This window comes from Pseudoalteromonas sp. CO109Y (assembly GCF_004208935.1).
In the GTDB taxonomy this organism is placed as follows: Bacteria; Pseudomonadota; Gammaproteobacteria; order Enterobacterales; family Alteromonadaceae; genus Pseudoalteromonas; species Pseudoalteromonas shioyasakiensis.
Genome location: NZ_SGPD01000038.1, coordinates 293,202 through 315,195 on the forward strand (window position 1 = coordinate 293,202; position 21,994 = coordinate 315,195).

Consider the following 21,994-nt stretch of genomic DNA (forward strand, 5'->3'; position numbering starts at 1 on the left):
GTTACTTTTCTCAAGAGTTAGTCGTCGATAGTCCCAGTTTAGTTCAAAGGCTAAATGTTAGAAACTGTAGTATTTCCTACAATTTCTATACGCTTTCTTACCCAAAATGAGTACTCATATTCTTATACTTACTGAGCTTAACAACTCAGACAAAGGAACTACTCATGAAACAAATGGCCTGTATGCTGCTCGCCTTATCGGTGACAGCGTGTTCATCAGTCACCATAGTGCCAGAAAAAACAACCAATAAATTAGCCACTAAAGCTGATTACCAAGATAGCCGCCCATTCTTTTTGTGGGGCCTCGTTGGTGAAGAGCGCGTTAATGTAAAGGCTATTTGCCAAGATCAAAAAGTTGCCCAAATGCAATCGCAACAAACATTCGCTGATGGCGCATTAGGACTCGTTACACTCGGAATTTATGCTCCTCACACAGTAAAAGTATGGTGTGAGCAACAAGCACAGGAGCAACAATTATGAAAAGCCTACTAGTAACAACAGTGTTAGTAGCAACCTTAAGTGGTTGCACAAATATCTACTTTGATAATGGCAGTGCTGCACAAGCCAATAAAGCGCCTGCAACAGAGCAATGGCATCATAACTTTGCCGCAGCGCTTTACGAAGGTTCAAAGCCTGTCGACTTATCTGAGGAGTGTCCTGATTCCGAATGGCAAACTGTTCACACTTATAAGTCGTTCACCAATGGCTTAGCTGAAGTTGCAGTAAACCAAGTTGGGCCTATTTGGTACCCGAAAACAGTTGAAATAAGCTGCGCTCAAGTACCTTATAAGCCAGACTAGTTATTCATAACGCAGCGCATCAATTGGGTTTAAGCGTGCCGCTTTAATAGCGGGCGCTAAGCCAAACACAATACCAATCAATGAAGTAAAGCCAAATGACAGCATAATCGCCCAACCCGGTATGTAGGCATCTGGCATGCTCGGCACTAACACTGATATTAGTGCCGCAGCACCATACCCTATCGCTAAACCAATTAAGCCTCCAAAAAGTGATAGCACCACCGCTTCAACTAAAAATTGCAGCATAATAAAGCCAGGTGTTGCTCCTAATGCTTTCAAGGTGCCGATCACACGCGTACGTTCTGTTACCGAAACCAGCATGATATTCATCACTCCGATACCACCAACTACCAGGCTGATACCCACGATCCCCGCGGTAATTGCGGTTGCACTTCCGGTAAACTTATCAATATTAGCACGAGCTTTTTCGGCGGTTTCAAACTCAAAGTCGTCATCTTCGCCGTCTTTTAGTTTATGTAATTGGCGTAAGATGCGGCGAATTTTAGCCAGTACTTGCGCTTCGTTAGCATCGTCTTTTAAACGAAACATCATTTGCACATTAGTATCAACACTGCCGCCCTCTAACGCACTCATGGTACTTATCGGAATATTAATGTAATCGTCTTGGTCAAATCCCAATAAGCTACCTTGTTTTTCAGCAACGCCAATAATGCGAAACCACTCACCACCGAGTTTGATATATTCACCTACAGGGTTTTCAGGCAGGTTAAGCTTTTCGATAATTGAAGGGCCAATAAACGCCACTCGACGACGTTTTTCATCATCTTCTGCGCGAATAAACCGCCCGAGTTCTGGGTAGGTGCGATAAGCTTTTTGGTAGTCTTGCTCGGTGCCCATTACCCGTGAAGCATGACTTTTATTGCCATACTCTGCTGCACCAGAAAAGCGCCAAGTAAACATTAGCGCAGTAAAGGTTTCGGCTTCTTTTACGCGTGCTTTTAGAGTTAAAAAGTCGCTGTAGGTTAACTTTGCTTGTTGACCTACCATTTCTTTTTCTACGCTAGTGTAAGGTTTTATATTGGTGACATCGGGAGACATATCAGCAAGCTGATCATTAATTTGCTTGGTAAACCCTTGCATCACTGCCACCACGGTAACAACCGCTGCAACACCAATAATAATGCCTAAGCAGGTAAGGGCACTGCGCATCGCATTGGCTTTAATTGCCATCAGTGCGGCTTTTGTACCTTCCATTACAGCGATAGCAGATTTAAACATGTTGTCTTGTTCCTTCGCCTTTACGGGTATCACTAACAACCTTGCCATCAACTAAGCGAATAACACGTTGGCAGTGATCAGCAATATCTTGTTCATGAGTAACCAAAATGATGGTGTGCCCTTCGTTATGAAGCTCATCAAACAGCGCCATGATTTCAGTGGTGGTTTTACTATCTAAGTTACCGGTAGGCTCATCACCAAGTAGAATGTGGGGCTTAGTAACGAGTGCGCGAGCTATAGCGACACGTTGACGTTGGCCACCAGAAAGCTGGCTTGAAAGGTGGTTTACTTTATCGCCAAGACCAACCCGTTGTAATGATTCGAGCGCTTGTTGCTTTCGCTCTTTGGCAGAAATAAATCGATACACCAAAGGCTGCATAACATTTTCAAGAGCGGATGCTCTTGGTAATAAGTTAAAGCTTTGAAAAATAAAACCAACACTTTCATTACGCTGATGAGCAAGCTCCGTTTCGGTCATTCGCTTTACTAACTTATCTTTTAAATAGTAATCACCACTGGTGGGAGTATCTAAACAGCCAAGCAAGTTCATCAGGGTTGATTTACCTGAGCCTGAAGGGCCAATGATGGCAACATACTCATTTTGCGCAATTTCAATATTAATATCATCAAGGGCTTTGAAAACTTGTTCGCCCATTTTGTATTGTTTATTGATATTGCTGAGCTTGATCACCGCAGACATTATTTAGCACCTTTTTCAGGGCTGTTTTTAACGGCTACCGTATCACCCTCTTTTAGTGAGCTAAGTGGTCTAGCAGGGCCGATAACAATACGATCTCCCCGAGAAACACCACTGGTTAGTGCTTGTTCGATATCTGAAGAAATACCTACCGTAACAGGTGTTTTAGTTACTGTGTTATCTGTATTAAGCTTCCAGACAAAGTAGCTATCATCCTCTTTTTGAATGGCTTCGATGGGGAGTTTTAAGCCATTTTCGGCAATGCTCGTGGCGATTTCTGCGCGGCAACTCATTCCGGCATATAGCTGGCGGTCAGTGGCATCAAGTAGTACTTTGACTTTAAATGATAAGCCTTGTGAACCGGCTTGATTTTTTGCTGATGTGCCAATGTTTATTACTTTGCCAGTAAAAGGTTGATTTGGGTAAGCGGCAGCATAGATATCTGCATGTTGGTCTAATTTGATACCGGCGATATCGGTTTCATCCACTCGAAGTTCGGCTAATATTGCGCTTGGATCGGCTACTAGCATCAAGTCTGAGCCAATAATGTTGGTTGTTCCGGCAATAACAGTTTCACCTTCTTTAATATTTACCGAAGCAAGTAGGCCACTCATTGGAGCGCGAAACACGCTTTTATTTAAACGGTCTTCAGCAATCAATAATGATGCTTGGGCTTGGTTGTAAGCTTCACGTTTTGCTTCAATATCTATTTTTGCTAAATCGCGGGCATTTTGTAGGTTTTCATACACTTCTTGGCCAGCAAGGCCAACTTCATAAAGCTCTTTTTGGCGGCTTAATTGACGCTCGATATTTTTTAATCGGGTTTCGCTATGCTTAATGTCGATTTCGGTCGCGCGAAGCACGGCTTTGTTGCGGGCAACTTCAGATTCAAACGCGGTCGTATCTAGGCGCATTAAAATATCGCCCTCAGTGACACTTTCACCTTCCTCTACAAACACTTTCGCTACACGGCCTGTCACTTCTGAGCGCAGTTGCACTTGGGTGTTAAAGACTAGGTTGCCAGAGGCTAAAATTGAATCGGCAATATTGCCTTGTTCAACTTCTGCAATATGCATTTCTGGTGCATCTTTATTGCCTGTGACTTGTTTTGAAATCAGTAAAGCGACAAATGCCGTAACAGCGAGGCCAATAATAATGGCTTTTTTCATGTTACTTCCTTGGTAGTTAAGAGCGGCATATTGCCGCTCAAAGCAGAATTAAACGAGAGCGATTACAGTCCAAATACCGTAAATAACAATACTTGGTAGAGCTGCAAACAGTAGCGCTTTATTGAAAGTGAAATTAGTCCAGCTTTTTAAACCGATAGCTGCGATGAAAATACCCCAAATAGAAAAGATATTGAGACTTTCAAGTAAGGTGTAAAATGGGTGGCCAATTTCTAAACCAATTAAAAGTTGGTTAATCGAAGCATAGTTAAATAACGTCTGTGAGATTTGGTCGGTACTCGCAGTTAATACTAAGATGAGTAAACCAAGACTTGAGATAATCATTGGCATCATAGTCCACACACCAAAGCCATACCACGCACCATAACCGTAGTTAGCTTCTGGATCTTGCTTAGATACAAATAGGTAGTAGCCTGCCATTAGAGCATTAATAACAGCCAAACCAATGATGCCACCAAATATAGCAAACCACACTTGCATATCTATGGTTTGCTCCATGCTTTGGCGAATCATTTTTTGTTCTGCAATGGTGGCATCAACACTGGCTGCAGCCACTTGTTGATCGATTAAAAACTGCGGGTCAGCTTTATTGTAAAAAGCAAACATGCTGGCAGCGAGGATGCCGGCAAGTAAAATAAAGGCAACAAAAGACCAACCTTTTGCTTCTTTTAAGCCATTAAAGGCTTTGCTCGGGCTGATAAAAATATCAACCAATGCGGTCATGACATTTGATGATTTCATTTTTTATTCCTTGTTTTATAACATTTGTTTTTAGGTACTAAAATATCCTGTTTAGTAACAAATTAGCAATTTGTTTTGTAACTGTATGTTAACAGCTGTGATTAGTAAATCTGTGATATGGTTAAAAGATTAATTTGAGTCGAATTTATTAGGAATAGTAGGTCGTTATGGTGAATAGCAATGGTCGTTGTATTGATGAGTTGGTATTAGGGTTCTGGCGCTTGCTAGATTGGCAGATAACGCCACAGCAATGCTTAAGTTTTTTAGAAAATGCAATCGATATGGGAGTTTCACATACTGATCATGCTGACATCTACGGTGAATACGGTTGTGAAGCCGAATTTGGTAAAGCACTTAAACTAAAACCAAGTATTCGTGATGAAATCAAAATAATCACCAAGTGTGGTATTAAGCCTGCGTTTGCAAGCCTAGGATTACAAGGCAAAGCAAACCATTATGATTCAAGTGCCGCGCATATAATTGCCTCAGCACAGCAGTCACTTAAAAACTTCAACACTGATCGTTTAGATGTATTACTTATCCATCGCCCTGATTACTTAATGAACGCCGATGAAATGGCACAAGCATTTAATACCCTAAAAGCAAATGGTGACGTGATTGATTTTGGTGTATCTAATTTTACCCCATCGCAATTTAGCTTGTTGCAGTCGCGTTTAGACTTTGAGCTTGTGACTAATCAAATTGAGTTTTCACCTTACGAAATGAAAGCCCTTGATGATGGTAGCTTAGACCAATGCCAATTGCTCGATATCAAACCTATGCTTTGGTCACCACTAGCTGGGGGTCGTATATTCTCAAGTGATGATGAAAAAGCGGTGCGTTTACGTGCAGTGTTGGAGCAGGTTGGAGCTGAAATTGGCGCCACAGCCATTGATCAAGTTGTTTGTGCTTGGCTGTTAATGCACCCAAGTGCACCGTCTGTGGTACTTGGTACGGGTAATATTGAGCGTGTTAAATCAGCTGTTGAAGCTAAGCAGCTTACTATGAACCGTGAACAATGGTATCGCATTTGGCAAGGCTCAACCGGGCATAGTGTGCCTTAATATATAGCCCAAAACGAGAAAAGGGCCTTAACGGCCCTTCGTGTTGCAGCAAGTAACACATTCTTTATAAAGTGAAATCAACCGCGTAAGCGACGTACACTTTTACATCTGAACCATCAATGTCGTTGTCTGAAAGACCGAAAGTAAAGCCGTCTTTCGACACAGAAACACCGTAGTCGATGATGTCATCATCACCAATGAAATCCCCTGAGTAATGACCTAAGTGAAGGGCCATTTCTGCACCGGTACTGCCAACTGGGAAACTGTAGTCAGCATTTAAATATAGAGAGTCACCAAAATCTGTACCGTCACCGCTTGCTGCTGATGTTGCTAGGACTGCTGCACCAAAGGTGAAGCTACCCATGCTAATGCTACCGTAGATTTCAGAGAAGTCTGCATCTGTATAAGATGCTGCATCTGGGTATGCATAATAAATGTAGCCAACATCGTAGCTAAAGGTTTCATTGATTTCACCGCCAAAACCAGCATAAAGGTCTAGCTCGTAAGTCATGTCGTCAGCCCAGCTAGCATTCGATACCCAAGTACCCGCATAAAAGCCAGATTCACTTGCGTAGTCGATACCACCTTGGATTGCAGCATCACCGCCGGTTTGTTCTTGACCACGCCATAAGTAGTTTGAAGTTGCCGCAGCGTTTGCTGTGACTTCTGCATAGCTATATGTTGAGCTCAAAGTTAATAGCGCAAGGGCGCTTGCTGCGACCGTTTTTTTTAGTTTTAGCATGTTTCTGTATCCTGTTGTTATGTTGATTTTGTCCCATTTTCAGATTGCAGTCTGGTTATTATTTGAGGACATTTTCTATGTGTTGTCTGGATACGATATTGCACTGGTTGTGCCAAGTTAATTTTGAACGGGATATTTTATGCTTAAAGGCTTTAAAAACAGGCTTTTAAACTTGTTTAATTGTGAAAAGGATGGTTATTTGAATTGTTCATGCGCACATGTGTGGTGCAAAAAATAACCCGGTTGCACAATTGCGAAGCAACCGGGTTTTGCTTATTTGAGAGTAACTTAGCCGAAAATTGCACGCATTAGAGTAATGGTTTCTTCAACACTGCGGCCTTTTTCAACTTCACTGATGATTGAATCGCGCTTAGCTTTGATATGTTCAGGGATATCATCACTTGCTAATGCTCGGTCCACCAGTATCTCTGCTGATTCTTTGCCACGGCGTACGGTCTTTTTACCTGCTGAGCTTGTGGTACTCTTAGGTTTGTTTAACAACTTAATATAGTTAGAGTTATCAGCGGTACTTTTATCTGCATAATAAAAGAAGCTAGGCAATAGGGCTTTGATTTCAACCAGAGATTGTTCAAGCTCATTTGCTGCACTGGCCATTTTGAACCAAGGCATACTATGAATGGCTTCAACAACATCTTGCCAGTAGCGCTCAAAATCGCGGTTATTTAGCTTAGTAATGCCTAATGCCGCACAAAGGGCATCAAGTTTACTATTTACGATTGGTGTAAACACGTCAGGTCGGCGCATCGCAAGTAAGCGAGTAGCAGGAGCAAGCGTTGGCTTTTCATCGCTGCCATTAAATGCCATGAAGTAAGCAACCATAAAATGCTGATAATGTTCTTGCGTTACTTCACCCTCAAGTGGAATGTGTACAAGCGCCTCATCGAACGCACCTGGTAAATCACTCAACATTTGGTGGAAACCTTTTGCGTTCTTAGTAGAAGCAAACCATTCAACGTCGAAGTTATAGTTGCTTGGATCAAGCGAGGCACTGTGTTTACCAGAAAAAGCTAAACGGTCTTCTGGGATCATCTCTTTTAGGGATTGCGATTTAATTGCAGCAATGTAATTAGCTAAACGTAATTGCTCATCAAGGGCTACAAGCTCTTTATGCTGCTCGATGAAGCCTGCAATAACAGGCCATGGCGCAACCCTTAATGTTTTTAACTGCAAAAAACTGATTGCAGAAATTAATAAGTCATGAAGTTTTTTAAGAGTGGGTAATTGCTTATCTTCTAACAGATCGTAGTTAATGCGATCACGGCTTGCACTTAATAGCTCATAGCACCAACCTAAAAAGTCTTCAGGGTGGTTTTCTACTTTAACTGCCATAAGGTTTAAGCTGATATCAGAGGCTTGCTTGAGGATATTTTGATAAATTTGACTTTCTTGCTCGCCAAGCGCCATTTTTGACGGTGAAATAAGCAGTTTCTTCATGCTTAATCGATACTCCAGTTTTGACCAAATTGGGTTGTTTAATTTTAGTACACAGGGTGCAAAAACAACAGGGTCGTGCATCATACCGAAGTAATGAAATGATGCAATCTTACTGATAATTTATAAGTAAGATTGCGACTGACATGGTTAATTAATCATTGTCATCGAGTGTAAATAATTGCTCAACACTGAGTTCAAAGTGAGCAGCAATTTTTAACGCGATAATCACCGAGGGTATAAAGCGGCCTGTTTCAACTGTGCTAATGGTTTTACGTGATACTGCAATGGCATCAGCAAGTTCTTGCTGCGATAAGCCCTTATCTTTACGGAATTTAGCGATATTATTTTGCACTTTTATACCTAGTCTCTACTTTGCCAAAGAATTGATACGCCATATATCAAACACATCAAGGCAAGGTAAAATGTGGCCATCATGCTATGAGATACATTTAAAGCAAGTTCGCCAGACAATAAAAAAATAGCCCCCATGCTAAAAAGTAATCCAAGCACAACATGTTTATAAGCGATGGTATCAATCGTATTTAAAAATTCATCCTTATATGTAAGGCGATAGCCAAGTTTCCATGTAAATCCACCTCTAATTACAAACATAAAGAATGAACCAATAAATGCGGCACCACCAATAAACAGTAACGGTACTGATGTTTGCTTGAGCATTGGGTAAACACTAATAATTAATAACGTGACTCCCATGAATATTGAAAACCATGCGTTATGACTCATAAACTTTTCTTCCGTTTTGATATCTTGCTTAGACATAATCGTTTCCTTTTATTTTAAACTCAAATGTAACCTATAGGTATCAATGTAACCCTAGGGTATCATTCGGTCAAGATCTTTTTGTAACCTATAGGTATCAAAATGTTTCAGCGCTGATTCATATTCTTGTACCTAAGCTTGTTTACAACCCTTTTTATGTGTTGGGCAATGCAATTGCGCCTAACTCCCGCTATGATAAGTACATTGTTTGCCCATTTTTAAGGATGATTATGAAAACCTTACTGAAAATCGTTGGTGTCATCTTCGTATTACTGATTGCATTGGTAGTCGCAGCACCATTCCTAATACCTACAGACGCGATATTTAATAAAGTATCGGAGCAAGTAGAACAAACCACAGGTCGTAGTCTGACTATTAATGGCGATAAAAAGCTGTCGGTATTTCCATCATTAAAACTCGAATTGAATGATGTGCACTTTGCCAATATGCAAACAGGCTCACAAAAAGATATGGCAAGCATGCAGCAACTTGCTATCCGTATCCCGTGGATGTCGTTATTTGGCGGTGAGTTTAAACTTGATAAATTCGTTATTAACGAACCAACAATTTTGTTAGAAACCGATAAAAATGGTAAAGCAAACTGGCAATTATTTGATGCGGTTGCTGAGCAACCACAGACAGAGCAGCAAAAGAGTTCTGGCGCTGTTAACTTACCAGATAACTTTGATATCGAACTTGGTGAAGTAGCAATCTACGGTGGTACTTTCACTTATCTAGATGGCAAAACCGGGGCAAAGCAACAGATAAGCGATTTAGAATTAGCAATCTTATTACCTTCTCTTCGTAAGACCTTAGAATTAAAAGGCGGTATTACCTATATGGGTGAGCGCTTTGATTTAGATGTCACGCTAGATACACCTGTTAAAGCGATTGAAGGCGAAACCTTTAATGTAAGCACTGAGGTTGATTCACGCTTAGTCGATTTAAATTTTAAAGGTGCAATTGCAGAAATGGGTAATGACGTGCAAGGGCTTCTTTCTGTCAGTGGTGACTCAGTAAAAAATATTGCGAGTTGGCAAGGTGTTGAGCTTAATGCAAAAGAAAATGCGTTTAATGCCTTTAATGTAAAGGGGTCAATGCACCTAAAAGGACAGCAGTTTAAGCTTACTGAGCTACTTGCCACCCTAGATGAGCTGCAAATTAAAGGTAAAAGCGATATTAAGCTTGGTGACCGCTTAGCTGTGAATGCCGATATTGATTTAGGCATGCTTGATTTAAACCCTTACCTACCAGAGGGCGTAGCTAAAGAAGAACAAGCAGAGCCTGCAGCAGATGCGCCAGCACAACCAATTGTTTGGGATGATACTGCAATTGATATGAGCGGCTTAAATGCACTTGATGCAAATGTAGTCGTGCGTTCAAGTGGCTTACAAGCAAATGATATTACCCTTGGTGAAAACCAGTTAACGGTGAACCTAAAAAATGCAGTGGCTAAAATCAGTCTAGACAAGTTTGTTGCTTATGAGGGCAATGGTAAAGGTGTGATAACCGTTAACGCCAAGCAAACACCTTATAAAATTAGTACTAACTTTTCTTTAGATAAAATTGATGCGCAGCCATTGCTAACTGATGCGGCTGGTTTCGATAAGTTAATGGGTAAAGGTTCTCTAAACTGGGATCTAACGACCACAGGTCAAAGCCAAAAGAGCTTTATCAATGCTTTAAATGGTAAGTTAGGCTTTGAGTTTGCTGATGGTGCGGTAAAAGGTGCCAATATTGCAGAGATGGTTCGTAAAGCAAAAGAGCTAATCAAAGGTAACTTAAGCGCAGTATCAGAAGGTTTAGATACTGGCTTTGATAACTCACAGCAAACAGACTTCTCAGCATTGCAGGGTAGTTTTGTATTCACTAACGGTGTTGGTGAAAATAAAGACTTGTCACTACTTAGCCCACTTATTCGCATTACAGGCTCAGGTAAAGTTGATTTACCTATGACGAATGTAGACTATCGCTTAGTAACGGGGATAGTTGATTCAATCGAAGGGCAAGGCACGACAGATGACAGTACCGGCTTTAAAATTCCACTGCGTATCAAAGGCCCATTCCATGATGTTGGTTATAGCTTAGATGTCAGTGATGCGGCGAAAGAAGAAGTCAAAGAAAAAGCCAAAGATAAAATTAAAGACAAGTTAAAAGGTCTATTTGGTAATTAATAAAAATTTAATTAAAGTCAAAAACAGGGCGCATTTTCGCCCTGTTTGTTTTATAATCAATAACATTACAGCAAGCTGCTGTAATTCCTCAATGCAGGCATTACGATTAATTCCAAATTAATTAAAAAATAACCTACCACTTCCTTGCCATTGCTGCTACAATTGCCCGCCCTTAAGAGACAACTTGCTTGTTTTTTGAGTGGAATTTAACCGAAATGTCTTGATTTTAAACAAAATTAAGGCGTGTTGTAATTTCTACACCGGAGGTCATTAACATGATCCAAATGCAAACTCAGCTGGACGTTGCTGATAACAGCGGCGCTCGCAAAGTGCAGTGTATTAAAGTCCTTGGCGGTTCGCACCGTCGCTATGCAGCGGTTGGCGATATCATCAAAGTTTCTGTAAAAGAAGCTATTCCTCGCGGTAAAGTGAAGAAAGGTGATGTTAAAAACGCGGTAGTTGTGCGTACTAAAAAAGGCGTTCGTCGTCCGGACGGTTCTTTGATCCGTTTCGATAGCAATGCGGCTGTTATCTTAAACGATAACTTACAGCCAATTGGTACTCGTATCTTCGGCCCTGTGACTCGTGAACTTCGTACTGAAAAGTTCATGAAAATCGTTTCACTAGCACCAGAAGTACTATAAGGAGTCTATCATGGCAGCAAAAATCCGTCGTGATGACGAAGTAATCGTACTAGCAGGCAAAGACAAAGGTAAGCGCGGTAAAGTGCTTTCAGTTGTTGCTGAATCTGGTCGAGTATTTGTCGAAGGCATCAACTTAATCAAGAAGCACCAAAAGCCTGTTCCTCAGTTGAACCAAGCTGGCGGTATTGTTGAGAAAGAAGCGTCTATCGACGTATCAAACGTTGCGATCTACAACTCGGAAACGGGTAAAGCAGATCGTGTAGGTTTCAAGATTGAAGATGGTAAGAAATTACGTATCTTTAAATCTACTGGTAAAACTATCTAATAGTTGGAGTAGAATGATGGCGAAACTGCATGAAGTATATAAAGACAAAGTAGTTGCTGAGCTTCAAGAGAAGTTTGGTTTCAGCTCTGTCATGCAAGTCCCTCAGATCGAAAAGATCACATTAAACATGGGTGTGGGCGAAGCTCTAGCTGACAAGAAGATCCTAGATAACGCTGTTGCGGATCTAGAAGCAATCTCTGGTCAGAAACCTCTAATCACTAAAGCACGCAAATCAGTTGCTGGCTTCAAAGTGCGTGAAGGTTACCCAATTGGTTGTAAAGTAACCCTACGTGGCGAGCGTATGTGGGACTTTTTTGAGCGTTTGGTTTCAATCGCTATCCCACGTATCCGTGACTTCCGTGGTGTAAGTGCTAAGTCTTTTGATGGACGTGGTAACTACAGCATGGGCGTACGTGAGCAAATCATCTTCCCAGAAATCGATTATGATAAAGTAGACCGTGTTCGCGGTATGGATATCACAATCACTACTTCTGCGAAAACAGATGATGAAGGCCGTGCGTTGTTAGAAGCGTTTAACTTCCCATTCAAGAAATAAGGGTAGGGTTATGGCAAAGAATTCTATGAAAGCGCGCGAAGCAAAGCGTGCGAAATTAGTTGCTCAGTTCGCTGAAAAGCGTGCGGCACTAAAAGCTATCATCAGTGATGTTAATACATCTGACGATGATCGTTGGGACGCGGTATTAAAGCTACAAGCTTTACCACGTGATTCTAGCTCTTCACGTCAACGTAATCGTTGTAACGTTACGGGCCGCCCACATGGTTACCTTCGCAAATTCGGCATGAGCCGTATCAAAGTTCGCGAAGCAGCTATGCGCGGTGAAATTCCTGGCCTTAAAAAGGCTAGCTGGTAATAGTATCACGGGAGTAAGACTATGAGCTTGCAAGATCCTATTGCGGATTTGTTTACACGTATCCGTAACGGTCAGTCAGCGAAGAAAGTATCAGTAACGATGCCAACTTCAAAACTGAAAGTAGCAGTAGCTAAAGTATTAAAAGATGAAGGTTATATCGCAGATTACGCTGTAAGCGGTGAAGCGAAGCCTGAGCTTTCTATCGATTTAAAATATTTCGAAGGCAAAGCTGTTATTGAAAATATCCAGCGTGTTAGCCGCCCTGGTCTACGTATCTATAAGAAACGTGACGAATTACCAAAGGTAATGGGTGGTCTTGGTATCGCTATCGTATCAACTTCTAAAGGCCTAATGACAGACCGCGCAGCACGTAGTGCCGGCGTTGGTGGTGAGATCATTGGCTTTGTAGCTTAATCGGAGGGGAACTATGTCTCGCATAGCAAAGGCACCAATCAATGTTCCTGCCGGTGTAGAAGTTACATTAAAAGGCCAGGACATCACAGTTAAAGGCAAAAACGGTGAATTAACTCGTACTATCAACGACGCTGTTGAAGTACAAGTTAACGACAACGTTATTACAACTTTACCTCGTGAAGGCGTAGCTAATGCATGGGCACAAGCAGGTACTGCTCGCGCTCTAATCAACAACATGGTTGTTGGTACGCATGAAGGTTACGAGAAGAAACTTCAGTTAGTAGGTGTTGGTTACCGTGCAGCAGCTAAGGGCAAAGTATTAGACTTAACTCTTGGTTTCTCACACCCAGTGAATTTCGAAGTACCAGAAGGTATTACGATTGAAACACCAAGCCAAACAGAAGTTCTAGTTAAGGGCGTAGACAAGCAGTTAGTTGGTCAAACAGCTGCTAACATCCGTGCATACCGTAAACCTGAGCCTTATAAAGGTAAAGGTGTTCGTTACGCGGACGAGAATGTACGCCGTAAAGAGGCTAAGAAGAAGTAAGGTAAGACGATGGATAAAAAAACAGCTCGTCTACGTCGTGCTAAACGCACTCGTAGAAATTATATTGAACAAGGCACAACGCGTCTTGTTATCCACCGCACGCCACGTCACATTTACGCTCAAGTAGTTACTGCTGAGGGTACTGTACTGGCTGCTGCTTCTACTGTTGAAAAAGCAATTAGCGAAACAGTTAAAGGCACAGGTAACGTTGCAGCTGCTCAAGCAGTTGGTAAAGCGGTTGCTGAACGTGCAGCTGACAAAGGCATCGAAAAGATTGCTTTTGATCGCAGTGGCTTTAAATATCACGGCCGTGTGAAGGCGCTTGCTGATGCAGCGCGTGAAGCCGGTCTGCAATTCTAGGAGTAGACAATGGCTAACGTAGAAGCAAAGCAACAACAGCCTGATTTGGCTGAAAAGCTAATCGCGGTAAACCGTGTGTCTAAAGTGGTTAAAGGTGGTCGTATCTTTAGCTTCACTGCACTAACAGTAGTTGGTGACGGCGCAGGTAAAGTAGGTTTTGGTTATGGTAAAGCACGTGAAGTTCCAGCTGCTATTCAAAAAGCAATGGAAAAAGCACGTCGCAACATGATCAGTGTAGACCTTAACGGTAACACGCTACAGCACCCAATCAAGGGTCGCCACGCGGGTTCTAAAGTATACATGCAGCCTGCTTCTGAAGGTACAGGTATCATCGCCGGTGGTGCGATGCGTGCAGTACTAGAAGTAACTGGTGTACAGAACGTATTGTCAAAAGCATACGGTTCAACTAACCCGATCAACATCGTTCGTGCAACGATTGCTGCTCTAGAGAACATGAACTCTCCAGAGTCAATCGCTGCTAAACGTGGTCTTAGCGTTGACGAAATCACGGGGTAAACCATGGCTAATAAAACTGTAAAAGTAACACAAGTAAAGAGCTCTATCGGTCGTTTACCGAAGCATAAAGCTACATTACGCGGTCTTGGTCTACGTCGTATCAATCACACTGTTGAGTTAGAAGACACAGCATGTGTGCGTGGTATGATTAACCAAGTTTCTTACATGGTAAAGGTTGAGGGTTAATTCGATGCATTTGAATACACTTTCACCTGCTGCTGGTGCAAAAACTGAAAAGAAACGTCTAGGTCGTGGTATTGGTTCTGGTCTTGGTAAGACTGGTGGCCGTGGTCATAAAGGCCAAAAATCACGTTCTGGCGGTAAAGTACGCGTTGGTTTCGAAGGCGGTCAAATGCCTATGCAACGTCGTCTACCTAAATTTGGTTTCACTTCACGTAAATCATTAGTATCTACTGAAGTTAACCTTTTTGAAATCGCTAAAGTTGAAGGCGATGTAGTAGACGTAAACGCGTTACAAGCAGCTGGTCTAGTTAAAAAGAACATCCAGTTCGTTAAAGTAGTTAAATCTGGCGAAGTTTCACGCGCAGTTACCGTTAAAGGTCTTAAAGTGACTAAAGGTGCTCGCGAAGCTATCGAAGCTGCCGGAGGCAAGGTAGAAGACTAAGGAAGTACTAATGGCTAAACCAGGTCAAGATATGAAAAGTGCACAAAGTGGGCTTTCGGAATTGAAGCGTCGATTACTATTTGTATTAGGTGCTATCATTATTTACCGTCTAGGTTCATTCGTGCCGATCCCTGGGATTGACGCCGCTGTACTTGCCGATTTCTTCGAGCAACAAAAGGGCACCATTGTTGAAATGTTTAACATGTTCAGCGGTGGTGCGCTTGAGCGAGCTTCAGTGTTAGCACTGGGTATTATGCCGTACATCTCGGCTTCGATTATTACGCAACTATTAACGCATATGTATCCGCCGTTTATAGAGCTTAAGAAAGAAGGTGAGCAAGGGCGTAAGAAAATTAGCCAGTACACACGCTACGGCACGCTTGTGCTTGCTACAATCCAATCAATCGGTATTGCTACCAGCTTACCGGGCATGATGGACGGGTTAGTTGTTAACCCAGGCATCGGTTTCTACTTCACTGCTGTAGTGAGTTTAGTAACTGGTACTATGTTCCTAATGTGGTTGGGCGAACAAATTACAGAACGTGGTATCGGTAACGGTATCTCAGTTCTGATTTTTGTTGGTATCGTAGCTAACCTGCCGTCTGCTATTGGTTCGACAGCCGAAATGGCGCGCCAAGGTGATCTGAATGTACTTGTACTGTTATTGATTGCTGTAATCGTATTCGCTGTTACTTACCTAGTTGTATTCTTTGAACGTGGTCAACGTCGTATCGTCGTTAACTATGCAAAGCGTCAACAAGGTCGCCAGGTATTTGCTGCTCAAAGCACGCACTTACCACTGAAAGTAAACATGGCGGGTGTTATTCCACCAATCTTTGCTAGCAGTATAATTCTGTTCCCTGGTACAATTGCAAGCTGGTTCGGCCAGGGTGAAGGTCCGGTCGCTGATGTGCTACAAGCAATCGCTACAACGTTGACTCCAGGTCAACCTTTATATGCGATGGTTTTAGCTGCGGCTATTATCTTCTTCTGCTTTTTCTACACCGCGTTGGTATTTAACCCGCGTGAAACAGCAGATAACCTGAAAAAATCTGGCGCATTTATCCCAGGTATTCGTCCAGGTGAGCAGACATCTAAATACATTGATAAAGTGATGACACGCCTGACATTGGCAGGTGCTTTGTATATAACCTTTATCTGTCTGGTGCCCGAATTCATGACTATGGCATGGCAAACGCCATTCTATTTCGGCGGTACATCAATTTTGATTATCGTTGTTGTAATCATGGACTTTATGGCACAAGTACAGACGCATCTGATGTCACATCAGTATGATTCTGTGCTGAAAAAAGCAAACCTTAAAGGCTACGGTCGATAAGGTCATTTTACGGAGTTGAGCAATGAAAGTACGTGCTTCCGTTAAGAAAATATGCCGTAACTGTAAAGTTATTAAACGTGCTGGTGTAGTACGCGTAATTTGCAGTGAGCCTAAGCACAAGCAAAGGCAAGGCTAATTAAACAGTCGTGCAGGCTGAGTTATTTACTCGGCCTGTGTTTTTAGTTGTGATTTGGTCTTCGTTTGAGTATCCTTACGGGCTTTTCAAACAGATGATTACCAAATTCAAATATAGGAGATGTGTTAGTGGCCCGTATCGCTGGCATTAACGTCCCTGATCATAAACATGCAGTTATCGGTTTAACTGCTATTTATGGCATAGGTAAGACTCGCTCTAAGGAAATCTTAGCAGCGACTGGTATCGCCGAGACCACAAAAATCGGTGAACTTTCAGACGAAACACTTGACGTATTGCGTGAAGCAGTTGGCAAGTACACTGTAGAAGGTGACCTTCGTCGTGAAGTTACATTAAATATCAAGCGCCTTATGGACCTTGGTTGTTTCCGTGGCCTACGTCACCGTCGTTCGTTACCACTACGTGGTCAACGTACTAAGACTAACGCGCGTACTCGTAAGGGTCCTCGCAAGCCTATCAAGAAATAAGGTGGGGTAGATTATGGCTAAAGCACCAATTCGTCGTAAGAAGGTTAAAAAGCAAGTTGCTGATGGTATGGCTCACGTTCATGCTTCTTTCAACAACACTATTGTAACAATTACCGACCGTCAAGGTAATGCACTATCTTGGGCAACAGCAGGTGGTTCAGGTTTCCGTGGTTCACGTAAATCTACTCCATTCGCGGCTCAGGTTGCTGCAGAGCGTGCAGGTACTGCTGCTCAAGAATACGGTTTAAAAAATCTAGAAGTTTTCATCAAAGGTCCAGGTCCAGGTCGTGAATCTGCTGTACGTGCTTTGAATGCTGCTGGTTACCGTATCACCAACATCACTGACGTGACGCCAATCCCTCATAATGGTTGTCGTCCACCGAAGAAACGTCGCGTTTAACAATAGGTTAGGAGAAATAACATGGCAAGATATTTGGGCCCTAAGCTCAAGCTGAGTCGTCGTGAAGGTACTGACCTGTTCCTTAAGAGCGGCGTAAGAGCTATCGACTCTAAGTGTAAACTTGAGACTGCACCTGGTCAGCACGGCGCTCGTAAAGGTCGCTTATCTGATTACGGTTTACAGCTACGTGAAAAGCAAAAAGTACGTCGTATCTACGGTGTATTAGAAAAGCAATTCCGTAACTACTACAAAGAAGCTGCTCGCCTTAAAGGTAATACAGGTGAAAACTTGTTACAGCTTTTAGAGCAACGTTTAGACAATGTTGTATATCGCATGGGTTTTGCTAGCACACGCGCTGAAGCACGTCAGTTAGTAAGCCACAAAGCGATTTTAGTTAATGGTCGTGTAGTGAACATCCCTTCATACGTAATTACTCCAGAAGATACTGTTGTAATTCGTGAGAAGTCAAAAACACAAGCACGTATCATCGCTGCTCTAGAGTTGGCTGAGCAACGTGAAAAGCCGACTTGGGTTGAAGTTGACGGTAAGAAAATGGAAGGTAGCTTCAAGCGCCTACCTGAGCGTTCAGATCTGTCTGCGGACATTAACGAACAACTAATCGTCGAACTTTACTCTAAGTAAAGTTAAGAGTTAAGAGAGGATAAAATGCAGGGTTCTGTTACCGAATTCCTAAAACCAAGGTTAGTCGATATCGACGCTATCAACCCAACGCGTTCTAAAGTAGTTTTAGAACCATTAGAGCGTGGCTTCGGTCACACTTTGGGTAATGCCTTACGCCGTATACTGTTATCATCTATGCCTGGATGTGCAGTAACTGAAGTAGAAATCGACGGTGTATTGCATGAGTACAGCGCGAAAGAGGGCGTACAAGAAGACATCATTGAAATTCTGTTAAACCTTAAAGGTCTAGCAGTAACTTTAGAAGGCAAAGATGAAGTTTTTCTGACCCTGACTAAATCTGGTGTAGGCCCTGTGACTGCGGCTGATATTCAGCACGATGGTGATGTAACTATCGCCAACCCAGATCACGTTATCTGTCACCTTACGACAGATAGCAGCGAGATCAGCATGCGTATTCGTGTTGAGCGCGGTCGCGGTTATGTGCCGGCATCTAGTCGTTTATCCTCTGATGACGATGAGCGTCCAATTGGTCGTCTGCTGCTTGATGCATCATTCAGCCCAGTTGAACGTATTGCGTACTCGGTTGAATCAGCCCGTGTTGAGCAACGTACAGACTTAGACAAGTTAATCATTGATATGGAAACAAACGGCACTTTAGATCCTGAAGAAGCGATCCGCCGTGCGTCTACTATCTTAGCTGAGCAATTAGATGCATTCGTAGATTTACGTGATGTAACTGAGCCAGAAGAGAAAGAAGAGAAGCCAGAATTCGATCCTATTCTGCTTCGTCCAGTTGATGATCTTGAGCTAACAGTACGTTCAGCAAACTGTTTGAAAGCCGAGCAAATTCAATATATCGGTGATTTAGTTCAGCGCACTGAAGTTGAGCTTCTTAAAACGCCTAACTTAGGTAAGAAGTCTCTAACTGAAATTAAAGACGTGCTAGCTTCACGTGGTCTTTCTCTAGGTATGCGCCTAGAAAATTGGCCGCCTGCAAGCCTAGCTGAATAATCTAAATCACTATATTAGTTTAGTTAGAAGGATAGGGTCATGCGCCATCGTAAGAGTGGTCGTCAATTAAACCGTAACAGCAGCCATCGCAAAGCGATGTTCAGCAACATGGCTGGTTCTTTGGTGAAACATGAAATCATCAAAACAACTTTGCCTAAAGCTAAAGAGTTGCGCCGTGTAATTGAACCTTTAATCACACTGGCTAAGACTGACAGTGTAGCAAACCGCCGTTTAGCGTTTGCTCGCACGCGTGATAATGAAGTAGTTGGTAAATTATTCAGCGAAATCGGTCCACGTAATACAGACCGTCCTGGTGGTTACACTCGTATTCTTAAGTGTGGCTTCCGTGCTGGTGATAATGCACCAATGGCTTATATTGAACTAGTTGGTCGCCCAGCGACAAACGAAGAAGTTCAAGAAGACGCGCAGTCTGCAGAGTAAGTCGTAAAGACACCAAAAAGCCGAGCTTATGCTCGGCTTTTTACTTTCTAAAATTCACTACTAAACTTCACTACTAATAAAACAGCTCTATCAACCCCAAACATTACCATACAATCTTGAATCACCTAGCACCTAGCACCTAGCACCTAGCACCTAGCAATTAAGATCACATATAAAGATCAATTCGCGTTCCTTAATAGTTAAATCACCTTCTTTACAACTTAAAAACAAGCTCATTTATAAAATACACTGCCTAAATAGCCATAATACGAGTAATTTAGTGCTATTTTCACCCGTTTCGTTCGTATTTTGCGCGAACAGTCATTTTTTTCATAAAAACTTCAAAAAACAGTTGATCTCAATTCGGATCTCCCTATAATGCGCATCCACCGACACGGCGGACTGCTTACAAAAAAGCAAAACGACGAGTTGGTTGAGTCAAGTAATACTGAGTTTTGAAAAAATAAACTTTTCTCAAAATTAAGTGTTGACAAAAATAACGGCTTGCGTAGAATGCACAGCCCTTGAGACGCGAAAGTATCTCAAACGTTCTTTAACAATATAAAGCAATCATCTGTGTGGGCACTCGTACAGATTGAGTTCTAACAGCGAAGCTTAGTTTACTAAGTGGAGCAAACAAATTTAGAGTCTCATTTGAACTGAGTGACCAACAGAAACAAGTTTACTTGTTTCAGCACAGTCAATTCGATATCGAAAGATATCAAAATTCAGAATTCATTGAGCATGTCCTTCGGGACAGAAAAAACTTTTAATTGAAGAGTTTGATCATGGCTCAGATTGAACGCTGGCGGCAGGCCTAACACATGCAAGTCGAGCGGAAACGAAGAGGTGCTTGCACCTTTGGCGTCGAGCGGCGGACGGGTGAGTAATGCTTGGGAATATGCCTTATGGTGGGGGACAACAGTTGGAAACGACTGCTAATACCGCATGATGTCTACGGACCAAAGTGGGGGACCTTCGGGCCTCACGCCATAAGATTAGCCCAAGTGGGATTAGCTAGTTGGTGAGGTAATGGCTCACCAAGGCGACGATCCCTAGCTGGTTTGAGAGGATGATCAGCCACACTGGGACTGAGACACGGCCCAGACTCCTACGGGAGGCAGCAGTGGGGAATATTGCACAATGGGCGCAAGCCTGATGCAGCCATGCCGCGTGTGTGAAGAAGGCCTTCGGGTTGTAAAGCACTTTCAGTAAGGAGGAAAGGTTAAGTGTTAATAGCACTTAGCTGTGACGTTACTTACAGAAGAAGCACCGGCTAACTCCGTGCCAGCAGCCGCGGTAATACGGAGGGTGCGAGCGTTAATCGGAATTACTGGGCGTAAAGCGTACGCAGGCGGTTTGTTAAGCGAGATGTGAAAGCCCCGGGCTCAACCTGGGAACTGCATTTCGAACTGGCAAACTAGAGTGTGATAGAGGGTGGTAGAATTTCAGGTGTAGCGGTGAAATGCGTAGAGATCTGAAGGAATACCGATGGCGAAGGCAGCCACCTGGGTCAACACTGACGCTCATGTACGAAAGCGTGGGGAGCAAACAGGATTAGATACCCTGGTAGTCCACGCCGTAAACGATGTCTACTAGAAGCTCGGGTCTTCGGACTTGTTTTTCAAAGCTAACGCATTAAGTAGACCGCCTGGGGAGTACGGCCGCAAGGTTAAAACTCAAATGAATTGACGGGGGCCCGCACAAGCGGTGGAGCATGTGGTTTAATTCGATGCAACGCGAAGAACCTTACCTACACTTGACATACAGAGAACTTACCAGAGATGGTTTGGTGCCTTCGGGAACTCTGATACAGGTGCTGCATGGCTGTCGTCAGCTCGTGTTGTGAGATGTTGGGTTAAGTCCCGCAACGAGCGCAACCCCTATCCTTAGTTGCCAGCGATTCGGTCGGGAACTCTAAGGAGACTGCCGGTGATAAACCGGAGGAAGGTGGGGACGACGTCAAGTCATCATGGCCCTTACGTGTAGGGCTACACACGTGCTACAATGGCGCATACAGAGTGCTGCGAACCTGCGAGGGTAAGCGAATCACTTAAAGTGCGTCGTAGTCCGGATTGGAGTCTGCAACTCGACTCCATGAAGTCGGAATCGCTAGTAATCGCATATCAGAATGATGCGGTGAATACGTTCCCGGGCCTTGTACACACCGCCCGTCACACCATGGGAGTGGGTTGCTCCAGAAGTGGATAGTCTAACCTTCGGGAGGACGTTCACCACGGAGTGATTCATGACTGGGGTGAAGTCGTAACAAGGTAGCCCTAGGGGAACCTGGGGCTGGATCACCTCCTTATACGATTTAGAACTTATTTGTTCGTAGTGTCCACACAGATGATTGTTA

29 protein-coding genes and 1 rRNA gene are annotated in these 21,994 nt (G+C 43.0%); 22 read left to right on the forward strand and 8 right to left on the reverse strand.

The features are described from left to right. Window positions 1-164 precede the first annotated feature (164 nt). A complete protein-coding gene (locus EXT43_RS16000) occupies window positions 165-479 on the forward strand; it encodes a Bor family protein (protein WP_130167416.1) in 315 nt (104 codons plus the stop codon). Further along, window positions 476-799: a hypothetical protein gene (locus EXT43_RS16005; protein ID WP_054562825.1), complete on the forward strand. Its 324-nt coding sequence runs from the start codon at window positions 476-478 to the stop codon at window positions 797-799. The genes EXT43_RS16000 and EXT43_RS16005 overlap by 4 nt, the downstream gene beginning before the upstream one ends. Here EXT43_RS16005 and EXT43_RS16010 read toward each other — a convergent pair whose 3' ends face one another. Genes EXT43_RS16010 through EXT43_RS16025 form a run of 4 tightly spaced genes read right to left on the reverse strand, consistent with a single transcriptional unit; the run spans window position 800 to window position 4,663 of the window. Further along, complete coding sequence (locus tag EXT43_RS16010; RefSeq protein WP_063530017.1) at window positions 800-2,038, reverse strand: ABC transporter permease; 1,239 nt, start codon at window positions 2,036-2,038, stop codon at window positions 800-802. It abuts the gene before it with no gap. Beyond that, window positions 2,031-2,738 (reverse strand): ABC transporter ATP-binding protein, encoded by a 708-nt coding sequence (locus tag EXT43_RS16015; protein WP_054562823.1) that lies wholly within the window; start codon window positions 2,736-2,738, stop codon window positions 2,031-2,033. The genes EXT43_RS16010 and EXT43_RS16015 overlap by 8 nt, the downstream gene beginning before the upstream one ends. After that, entirely contained in the window at window positions 2,738-3,904 is a 1,167-nt protein-coding gene (locus EXT43_RS16020) for an efflux RND transporter periplasmic adaptor subunit (RefSeq protein ID WP_130167417.1), read from the reverse strand. Before EXT43_RS16020 ends, EXT43_RS16015 begins: the two co-directional genes overlap by 1 nt. A gap of 48 nt (window positions 3,905-3,952) precedes the next feature. Further along, complete coding sequence (locus EXT43_RS16025; protein ID WP_058586182.1) at window positions 3,953-4,663, reverse strand: YIP1 family protein; 711 nt, start codon at window positions 4,661-4,663, stop codon at window positions 3,953-3,955. A gap of 167 nt (window positions 4,664-4,830) precedes the next feature. Between EXT43_RS16025 and EXT43_RS16030 the strand changes: the two genes are divergently transcribed. Continuing rightward, window positions 4,831-5,727, forward strand: coding sequence for an aldo/keto reductase (locus EXT43_RS16030; protein WP_205990966.1), 897 nt, complete (start codon window positions 4,831-4,833; stop codon window positions 5,725-5,727). A gap of 64 nt (window positions 5,728-5,791) precedes the next feature. Here the strand turns inward: EXT43_RS16030 and EXT43_RS16035 are convergent, their stop codons facing one another. The 4 genes from EXT43_RS16035 to EXT43_RS16050 all read right to left on the reverse strand — a co-directional run bounded on the left by EXT43_RS16035 (window position 5,792) and on the right by EXT43_RS16050 (window position 8,704). Further along, window positions 5,792-6,469 (reverse strand): TorF family putative porin, encoded by a 678-nt coding sequence (locus EXT43_RS16035; RefSeq protein WP_130049946.1) that lies wholly within the window; start codon window positions 6,467-6,469, stop codon window positions 5,792-5,794. Window positions 6,470-6,757: 288 nt separating this feature from the next. Continuing rightward, window positions 6,758-7,924, reverse strand: a complete 1,167-nt coding sequence (locus tag EXT43_RS16040) for a hypothetical protein (RefSeq protein ID WP_130167418.1) — start codon at window positions 7,922-7,924, stop codon at window positions 6,758-6,760. Window positions 7,925-8,075: 151 nt separating this feature from the next. Then, entirely contained in the window at window positions 8,076-8,276 is a 201-nt protein-coding gene (locus tag EXT43_RS16045) for a helix-turn-helix transcriptional regulator (protein ID WP_063530018.1), read from the reverse strand. 8 nt (window positions 8,277-8,284) lie between these two features. Beyond that, window positions 8,285-8,704 carry a hypothetical protein gene (locus tag EXT43_RS16050; RefSeq protein ID WP_063530019.1) on the reverse strand — a complete coding sequence of 140 codons (420 nt, stop codon included), beginning with the start codon at window positions 8,702-8,704 and terminating at the stop codon, window positions 8,285-8,287. A gap of 230 nt (window positions 8,705-8,934) precedes the next feature. Between EXT43_RS16050 and EXT43_RS16055 the strand changes: the two genes are divergently transcribed. The 19 genes from EXT43_RS16055 to EXT43_RS16145 all read left to right on the forward strand — a co-directional run bounded on the left by EXT43_RS16055 (window position 8,935) and on the right by EXT43_RS16145 (window position 21,946). Further along, a complete protein-coding gene (locus tag EXT43_RS16055; protein WP_062564823.1) occupies window positions 8,935-10,878 on the forward strand; it encodes an AsmA family protein in 1,944 nt (647 codons plus the stop codon). Window positions 10,879-11,153: 275 nt separating this feature from the next. Then, the gene (rplN, locus tag EXT43_RS16060; protein WP_010378257.1) at window positions 11,154-11,522 is read left to right on the forward strand and encodes a 50S ribosomal protein L14; all 369 of its coding nucleotides are present in this window, start codon (window positions 11,154-11,156) and stop codon (window positions 11,520-11,522) included. A gap of 10 nt (window positions 11,523-11,532) precedes the next feature. Beyond that, window positions 11,533-11,847 carry a 50S ribosomal protein L24 gene (rplX, locus tag EXT43_RS16065; protein WP_054554391.1) on the forward strand — a complete coding sequence of 105 codons (315 nt, stop codon included), beginning with the start codon at window positions 11,533-11,535 and terminating at the stop codon, window positions 11,845-11,847. Between the two features lie 16 nt (window positions 11,848-11,863). Further along, window positions 11,864-12,403: a 50S ribosomal protein L5 gene (rplE, locus tag EXT43_RS16070; RefSeq protein WP_054554390.1), complete on the forward strand. Its 540-nt coding sequence runs from the start codon at window positions 11,864-11,866 to the stop codon at window positions 12,401-12,403. 10 nt (window positions 12,404-12,413) lie between these two features. Beyond that, window positions 12,414-12,719, forward strand: coding sequence for a 30S ribosomal protein S14 (rpsN, locus tag EXT43_RS16075; RefSeq protein ID WP_054554389.1), 306 nt, complete (start codon window positions 12,414-12,416; stop codon window positions 12,717-12,719). Between the two features lie 21 nt (window positions 12,720-12,740). Further along, the gene (gene rpsH / locus EXT43_RS16080) at window positions 12,741-13,133 is read left to right on the forward strand and encodes a 30S ribosomal protein S8 (protein WP_054554388.1); all 393 of its coding nucleotides are present in this window, start codon (window positions 12,741-12,743) and stop codon (window positions 13,131-13,133) included. Window positions 13,134-13,146: 13 nt separating this feature from the next. Next, the gene (rplF, locus tag EXT43_RS16085; protein WP_054554387.1) at window positions 13,147-13,680 is read left to right on the forward strand and encodes a 50S ribosomal protein L6; all 534 of its coding nucleotides are present in this window, start codon (window positions 13,147-13,149) and stop codon (window positions 13,678-13,680) included. Window positions 13,681-13,689: 9 nt separating this feature from the next. Continuing rightward, complete coding sequence (rplR, locus tag EXT43_RS16090) at window positions 13,690-14,040, forward strand: 50S ribosomal protein L18 (RefSeq protein ID WP_036974021.1); 351 nt, start codon at window positions 13,690-13,692, stop codon at window positions 14,038-14,040. 9 nt (window positions 14,041-14,049) lie between these two features. Continuing rightward, window positions 14,050-14,556 (forward strand): 30S ribosomal protein S5, encoded by a 507-nt coding sequence (rpsE, locus tag EXT43_RS16095; protein WP_036974018.1) that lies wholly within the window; start codon window positions 14,050-14,052, stop codon window positions 14,554-14,556. A 3-nt stretch (window positions 14,557-14,559) separates the two neighbouring features. Then, the gene (rpmD, locus tag EXT43_RS16100; RefSeq protein WP_016710201.1) at window positions 14,560-14,742 is read left to right on the forward strand and encodes a 50S ribosomal protein L30; all 183 of its coding nucleotides are present in this window, start codon (window positions 14,560-14,562) and stop codon (window positions 14,740-14,742) included. Window positions 14,743-14,746: 4 nt separating this feature from the next. Further along, window positions 14,747-15,181, forward strand: a complete 435-nt coding sequence (gene rplO, locus EXT43_RS16105; RefSeq protein WP_054554386.1) for a 50S ribosomal protein L15 — start codon at window positions 14,747-14,749, stop codon at window positions 15,179-15,181. Between the two features lie 10 nt (window positions 15,182-15,191). After that, window positions 15,192-16,520: a preprotein translocase subunit SecY gene (secY, locus tag EXT43_RS16110; RefSeq protein ID WP_036974013.1), complete on the forward strand. Its 1,329-nt coding sequence runs from the start codon at window positions 15,192-15,194 to the stop codon at window positions 16,518-16,520. A gap of 22 nt (window positions 16,521-16,542) precedes the next feature. Further along, window positions 16,543-16,656 carry a 50S ribosomal protein L36 gene (gene rpmJ, locus EXT43_RS16115; RefSeq protein ID WP_002959476.1) on the forward strand — a complete coding sequence of 38 codons (114 nt, stop codon included), beginning with the start codon at window positions 16,543-16,545 and terminating at the stop codon, window positions 16,654-16,656. 128 nt (window positions 16,657-16,784) lie between these two features. Next, on the forward strand, window positions 16,785-17,141 hold the full coding sequence (gene rpsM / locus EXT43_RS16120; protein ID WP_054562818.1) for a 30S ribosomal protein S13: 357 nt from the start codon (window positions 16,785-16,787) through the stop codon (window positions 17,139-17,141). A gap of 13 nt (window positions 17,142-17,154) precedes the next feature. Continuing rightward, complete coding sequence (rpsK, locus tag EXT43_RS16125; protein WP_036974009.1) at window positions 17,155-17,541, forward strand: 30S ribosomal protein S11; 387 nt, start codon at window positions 17,155-17,157, stop codon at window positions 17,539-17,541. 21 nt (window positions 17,542-17,562) lie between these two features. After that, window positions 17,563-18,183 carry a 30S ribosomal protein S4 gene (gene rpsD / locus EXT43_RS16130; protein ID WP_036974007.1) on the forward strand — a complete coding sequence of 207 codons (621 nt, stop codon included), beginning with the start codon at window positions 17,563-17,565 and terminating at the stop codon, window positions 18,181-18,183. A gap of 24 nt (window positions 18,184-18,207) precedes the next feature. Then, window positions 18,208-19,194, forward strand: coding sequence for a DNA-directed RNA polymerase subunit alpha (gene rpoA, locus EXT43_RS16135; protein WP_004589198.1), 987 nt, complete (start codon window positions 18,208-18,210; stop codon window positions 19,192-19,194). 39 nt (window positions 19,195-19,233) lie between these two features. Continuing rightward, a complete protein-coding gene (gene rplQ / locus EXT43_RS16140) occupies window positions 19,234-19,635 on the forward strand; it encodes a 50S ribosomal protein L17 (protein WP_004589197.1) in 402 nt (133 codons plus the stop codon). Between the two features lie 770 nt (window positions 19,636-20,405). After that, a 16S ribosomal RNA gene (locus EXT43_RS16145) occupies window positions 20,406-21,946 on the forward strand. Window positions 21,947-21,994: the final 48 nt, after the last annotated feature.

Coding starts and splice junctions, on each gene's coding strand:
- rplR (WP_036974021.1), top strand. CDS start 13,690: ATGGATAAAAAAACAGCTCGTCTACGTCGTGCTAAACGCACTCGTAGA.
- EXT43_RS16040 (WP_130167418.1), bottom strand. CDS start 7,924: ATGAAGAAACTGCTTATTTCACCGTCAAAAATGGCGCTTGGCGAGCAA.
- rplQ (WP_004589197.1), top strand. CDS start 19,234: ATGCGCCATCGTAAGAGTGGTCGTCAATTAAACCGTAACAGCAGCCAT.
- EXT43_RS16005 (WP_054562825.1), top strand. CDS start 476: ATGAAAAGCCTACTAGTAACAACAGTGTTAGTAGCAACCTTAAGTGGT.
- rpsH (WP_054554388.1), top strand. CDS start 12,741: ATGAGCTTGCAAGATCCTATTGCGGATTTGTTTACACGTATCCGTAAC.
- EXT43_RS16055 (WP_062564823.1), top strand. CDS start 8,935: ATGAAAACCTTACTGAAAATCGTTGGTGTCATCTTCGTATTACTGATT.
- rpsE (WP_036974018.1), top strand. CDS start 14,050: ATGGCTAACGTAGAAGCAAAGCAACAACAGCCTGATTTGGCTGAAAAG.
- EXT43_RS16000 (WP_130167416.1), top strand. CDS start 165: ATGAAACAAATGGCCTGTATGCTGCTCGCCTTATCGGTGACAGCGTGT.
- rpoA (WP_004589198.1), top strand. CDS start 18,208: ATGCAGGGTTCTGTTACCGAATTCCTAAAACCAAGGTTAGTCGATATC.
- rpsN (WP_054554389.1), top strand. CDS start 12,414: ATGGCAAAGAATTCTATGAAAGCGCGCGAAGCAAAGCGTGCGAAATTA.
- rpmD (WP_016710201.1), top strand. CDS start 14,560: ATGGCTAATAAAACTGTAAAAGTAACACAAGTAAAGAGCTCTATCGGT.
- EXT43_RS16010 (WP_063530017.1), bottom strand. CDS start 2,038: ATGTTTAAATCTGCTATCGCTGTAATGGAAGGTACAAAAGCCGCACTG.
- EXT43_RS16025 (WP_058586182.1), bottom strand. CDS start 4,663: ATGAAATCATCAAATGTCATGACCGCATTGGTTGATATTTTTATCAGC.
- rplX (WP_054554391.1), top strand. CDS start 11,533: ATGGCAGCAAAAATCCGTCGTGATGACGAAGTAATCGTACTAGCAGGC.
- EXT43_RS16050 (WP_063530019.1), bottom strand. CDS start 8,704: ATGTCTAAGCAAGATATCAAAACGGAAGAAAAGTTTATGAGTCATAAC.
- rplN (WP_010378257.1), top strand. CDS start 11,154: ATGATCCAAATGCAAACTCAGCTGGACGTTGCTGATAACAGCGGCGCT.
- EXT43_RS16020 (WP_130167417.1), bottom strand. CDS start 3,904: ATGAAAAAAGCCATTATTATTGGCCTCGCTGTTACGGCATTTGTCGCT.
- EXT43_RS16030 (WP_205990966.1), top strand. CDS start 4,831: ATGGTGAATAGCAATGGTCGTTGTATTGATGAGTTGGTATTAGGGTTC.
- rpmJ (WP_002959476.1), top strand. CDS start 16,543: ATGAAAGTACGTGCTTCCGTTAAGAAAATATGCCGTAACTGTAAAGTT.
- rpsD (WP_036974007.1), top strand. CDS start 17,563: ATGGCAAGATATTTGGGCCCTAAGCTCAAGCTGAGTCGTCGTGAAGGT.
- EXT43_RS16035 (WP_130049946.1), bottom strand. CDS start 6,469: ATGCTAAAACTAAAAAAAACGGTCGCAGCAAGCGCCCTTGCGCTATTA.
- rpsK (WP_036974009.1), top strand. CDS start 17,155: ATGGCTAAAGCACCAATTCGTCGTAAGAAGGTTAAAAAGCAAGTTGCT.
- rplF (WP_054554387.1), top strand. CDS start 13,147: ATGTCTCGCATAGCAAAGGCACCAATCAATGTTCCTGCCGGTGTAGAA.
- rplE (WP_054554390.1), top strand. CDS start 11,864: ATGGCGAAACTGCATGAAGTATATAAAGACAAAGTAGTTGCTGAGCTT.
- rplO (WP_054554386.1), top strand. CDS start 14,747: ATGCATTTGAATACACTTTCACCTGCTGCTGGTGCAAAAACTGAAAAG.
- secY (WP_036974013.1), top strand. CDS start 15,192: ATGGCTAAACCAGGTCAAGATATGAAAAGTGCACAAAGTGGGCTTTCG.
- EXT43_RS16015 (WP_054562823.1), bottom strand. CDS start 2,738: ATGTCTGCGGTGATCAAGCTCAGCAATATCAATAAACAATACAAAATG.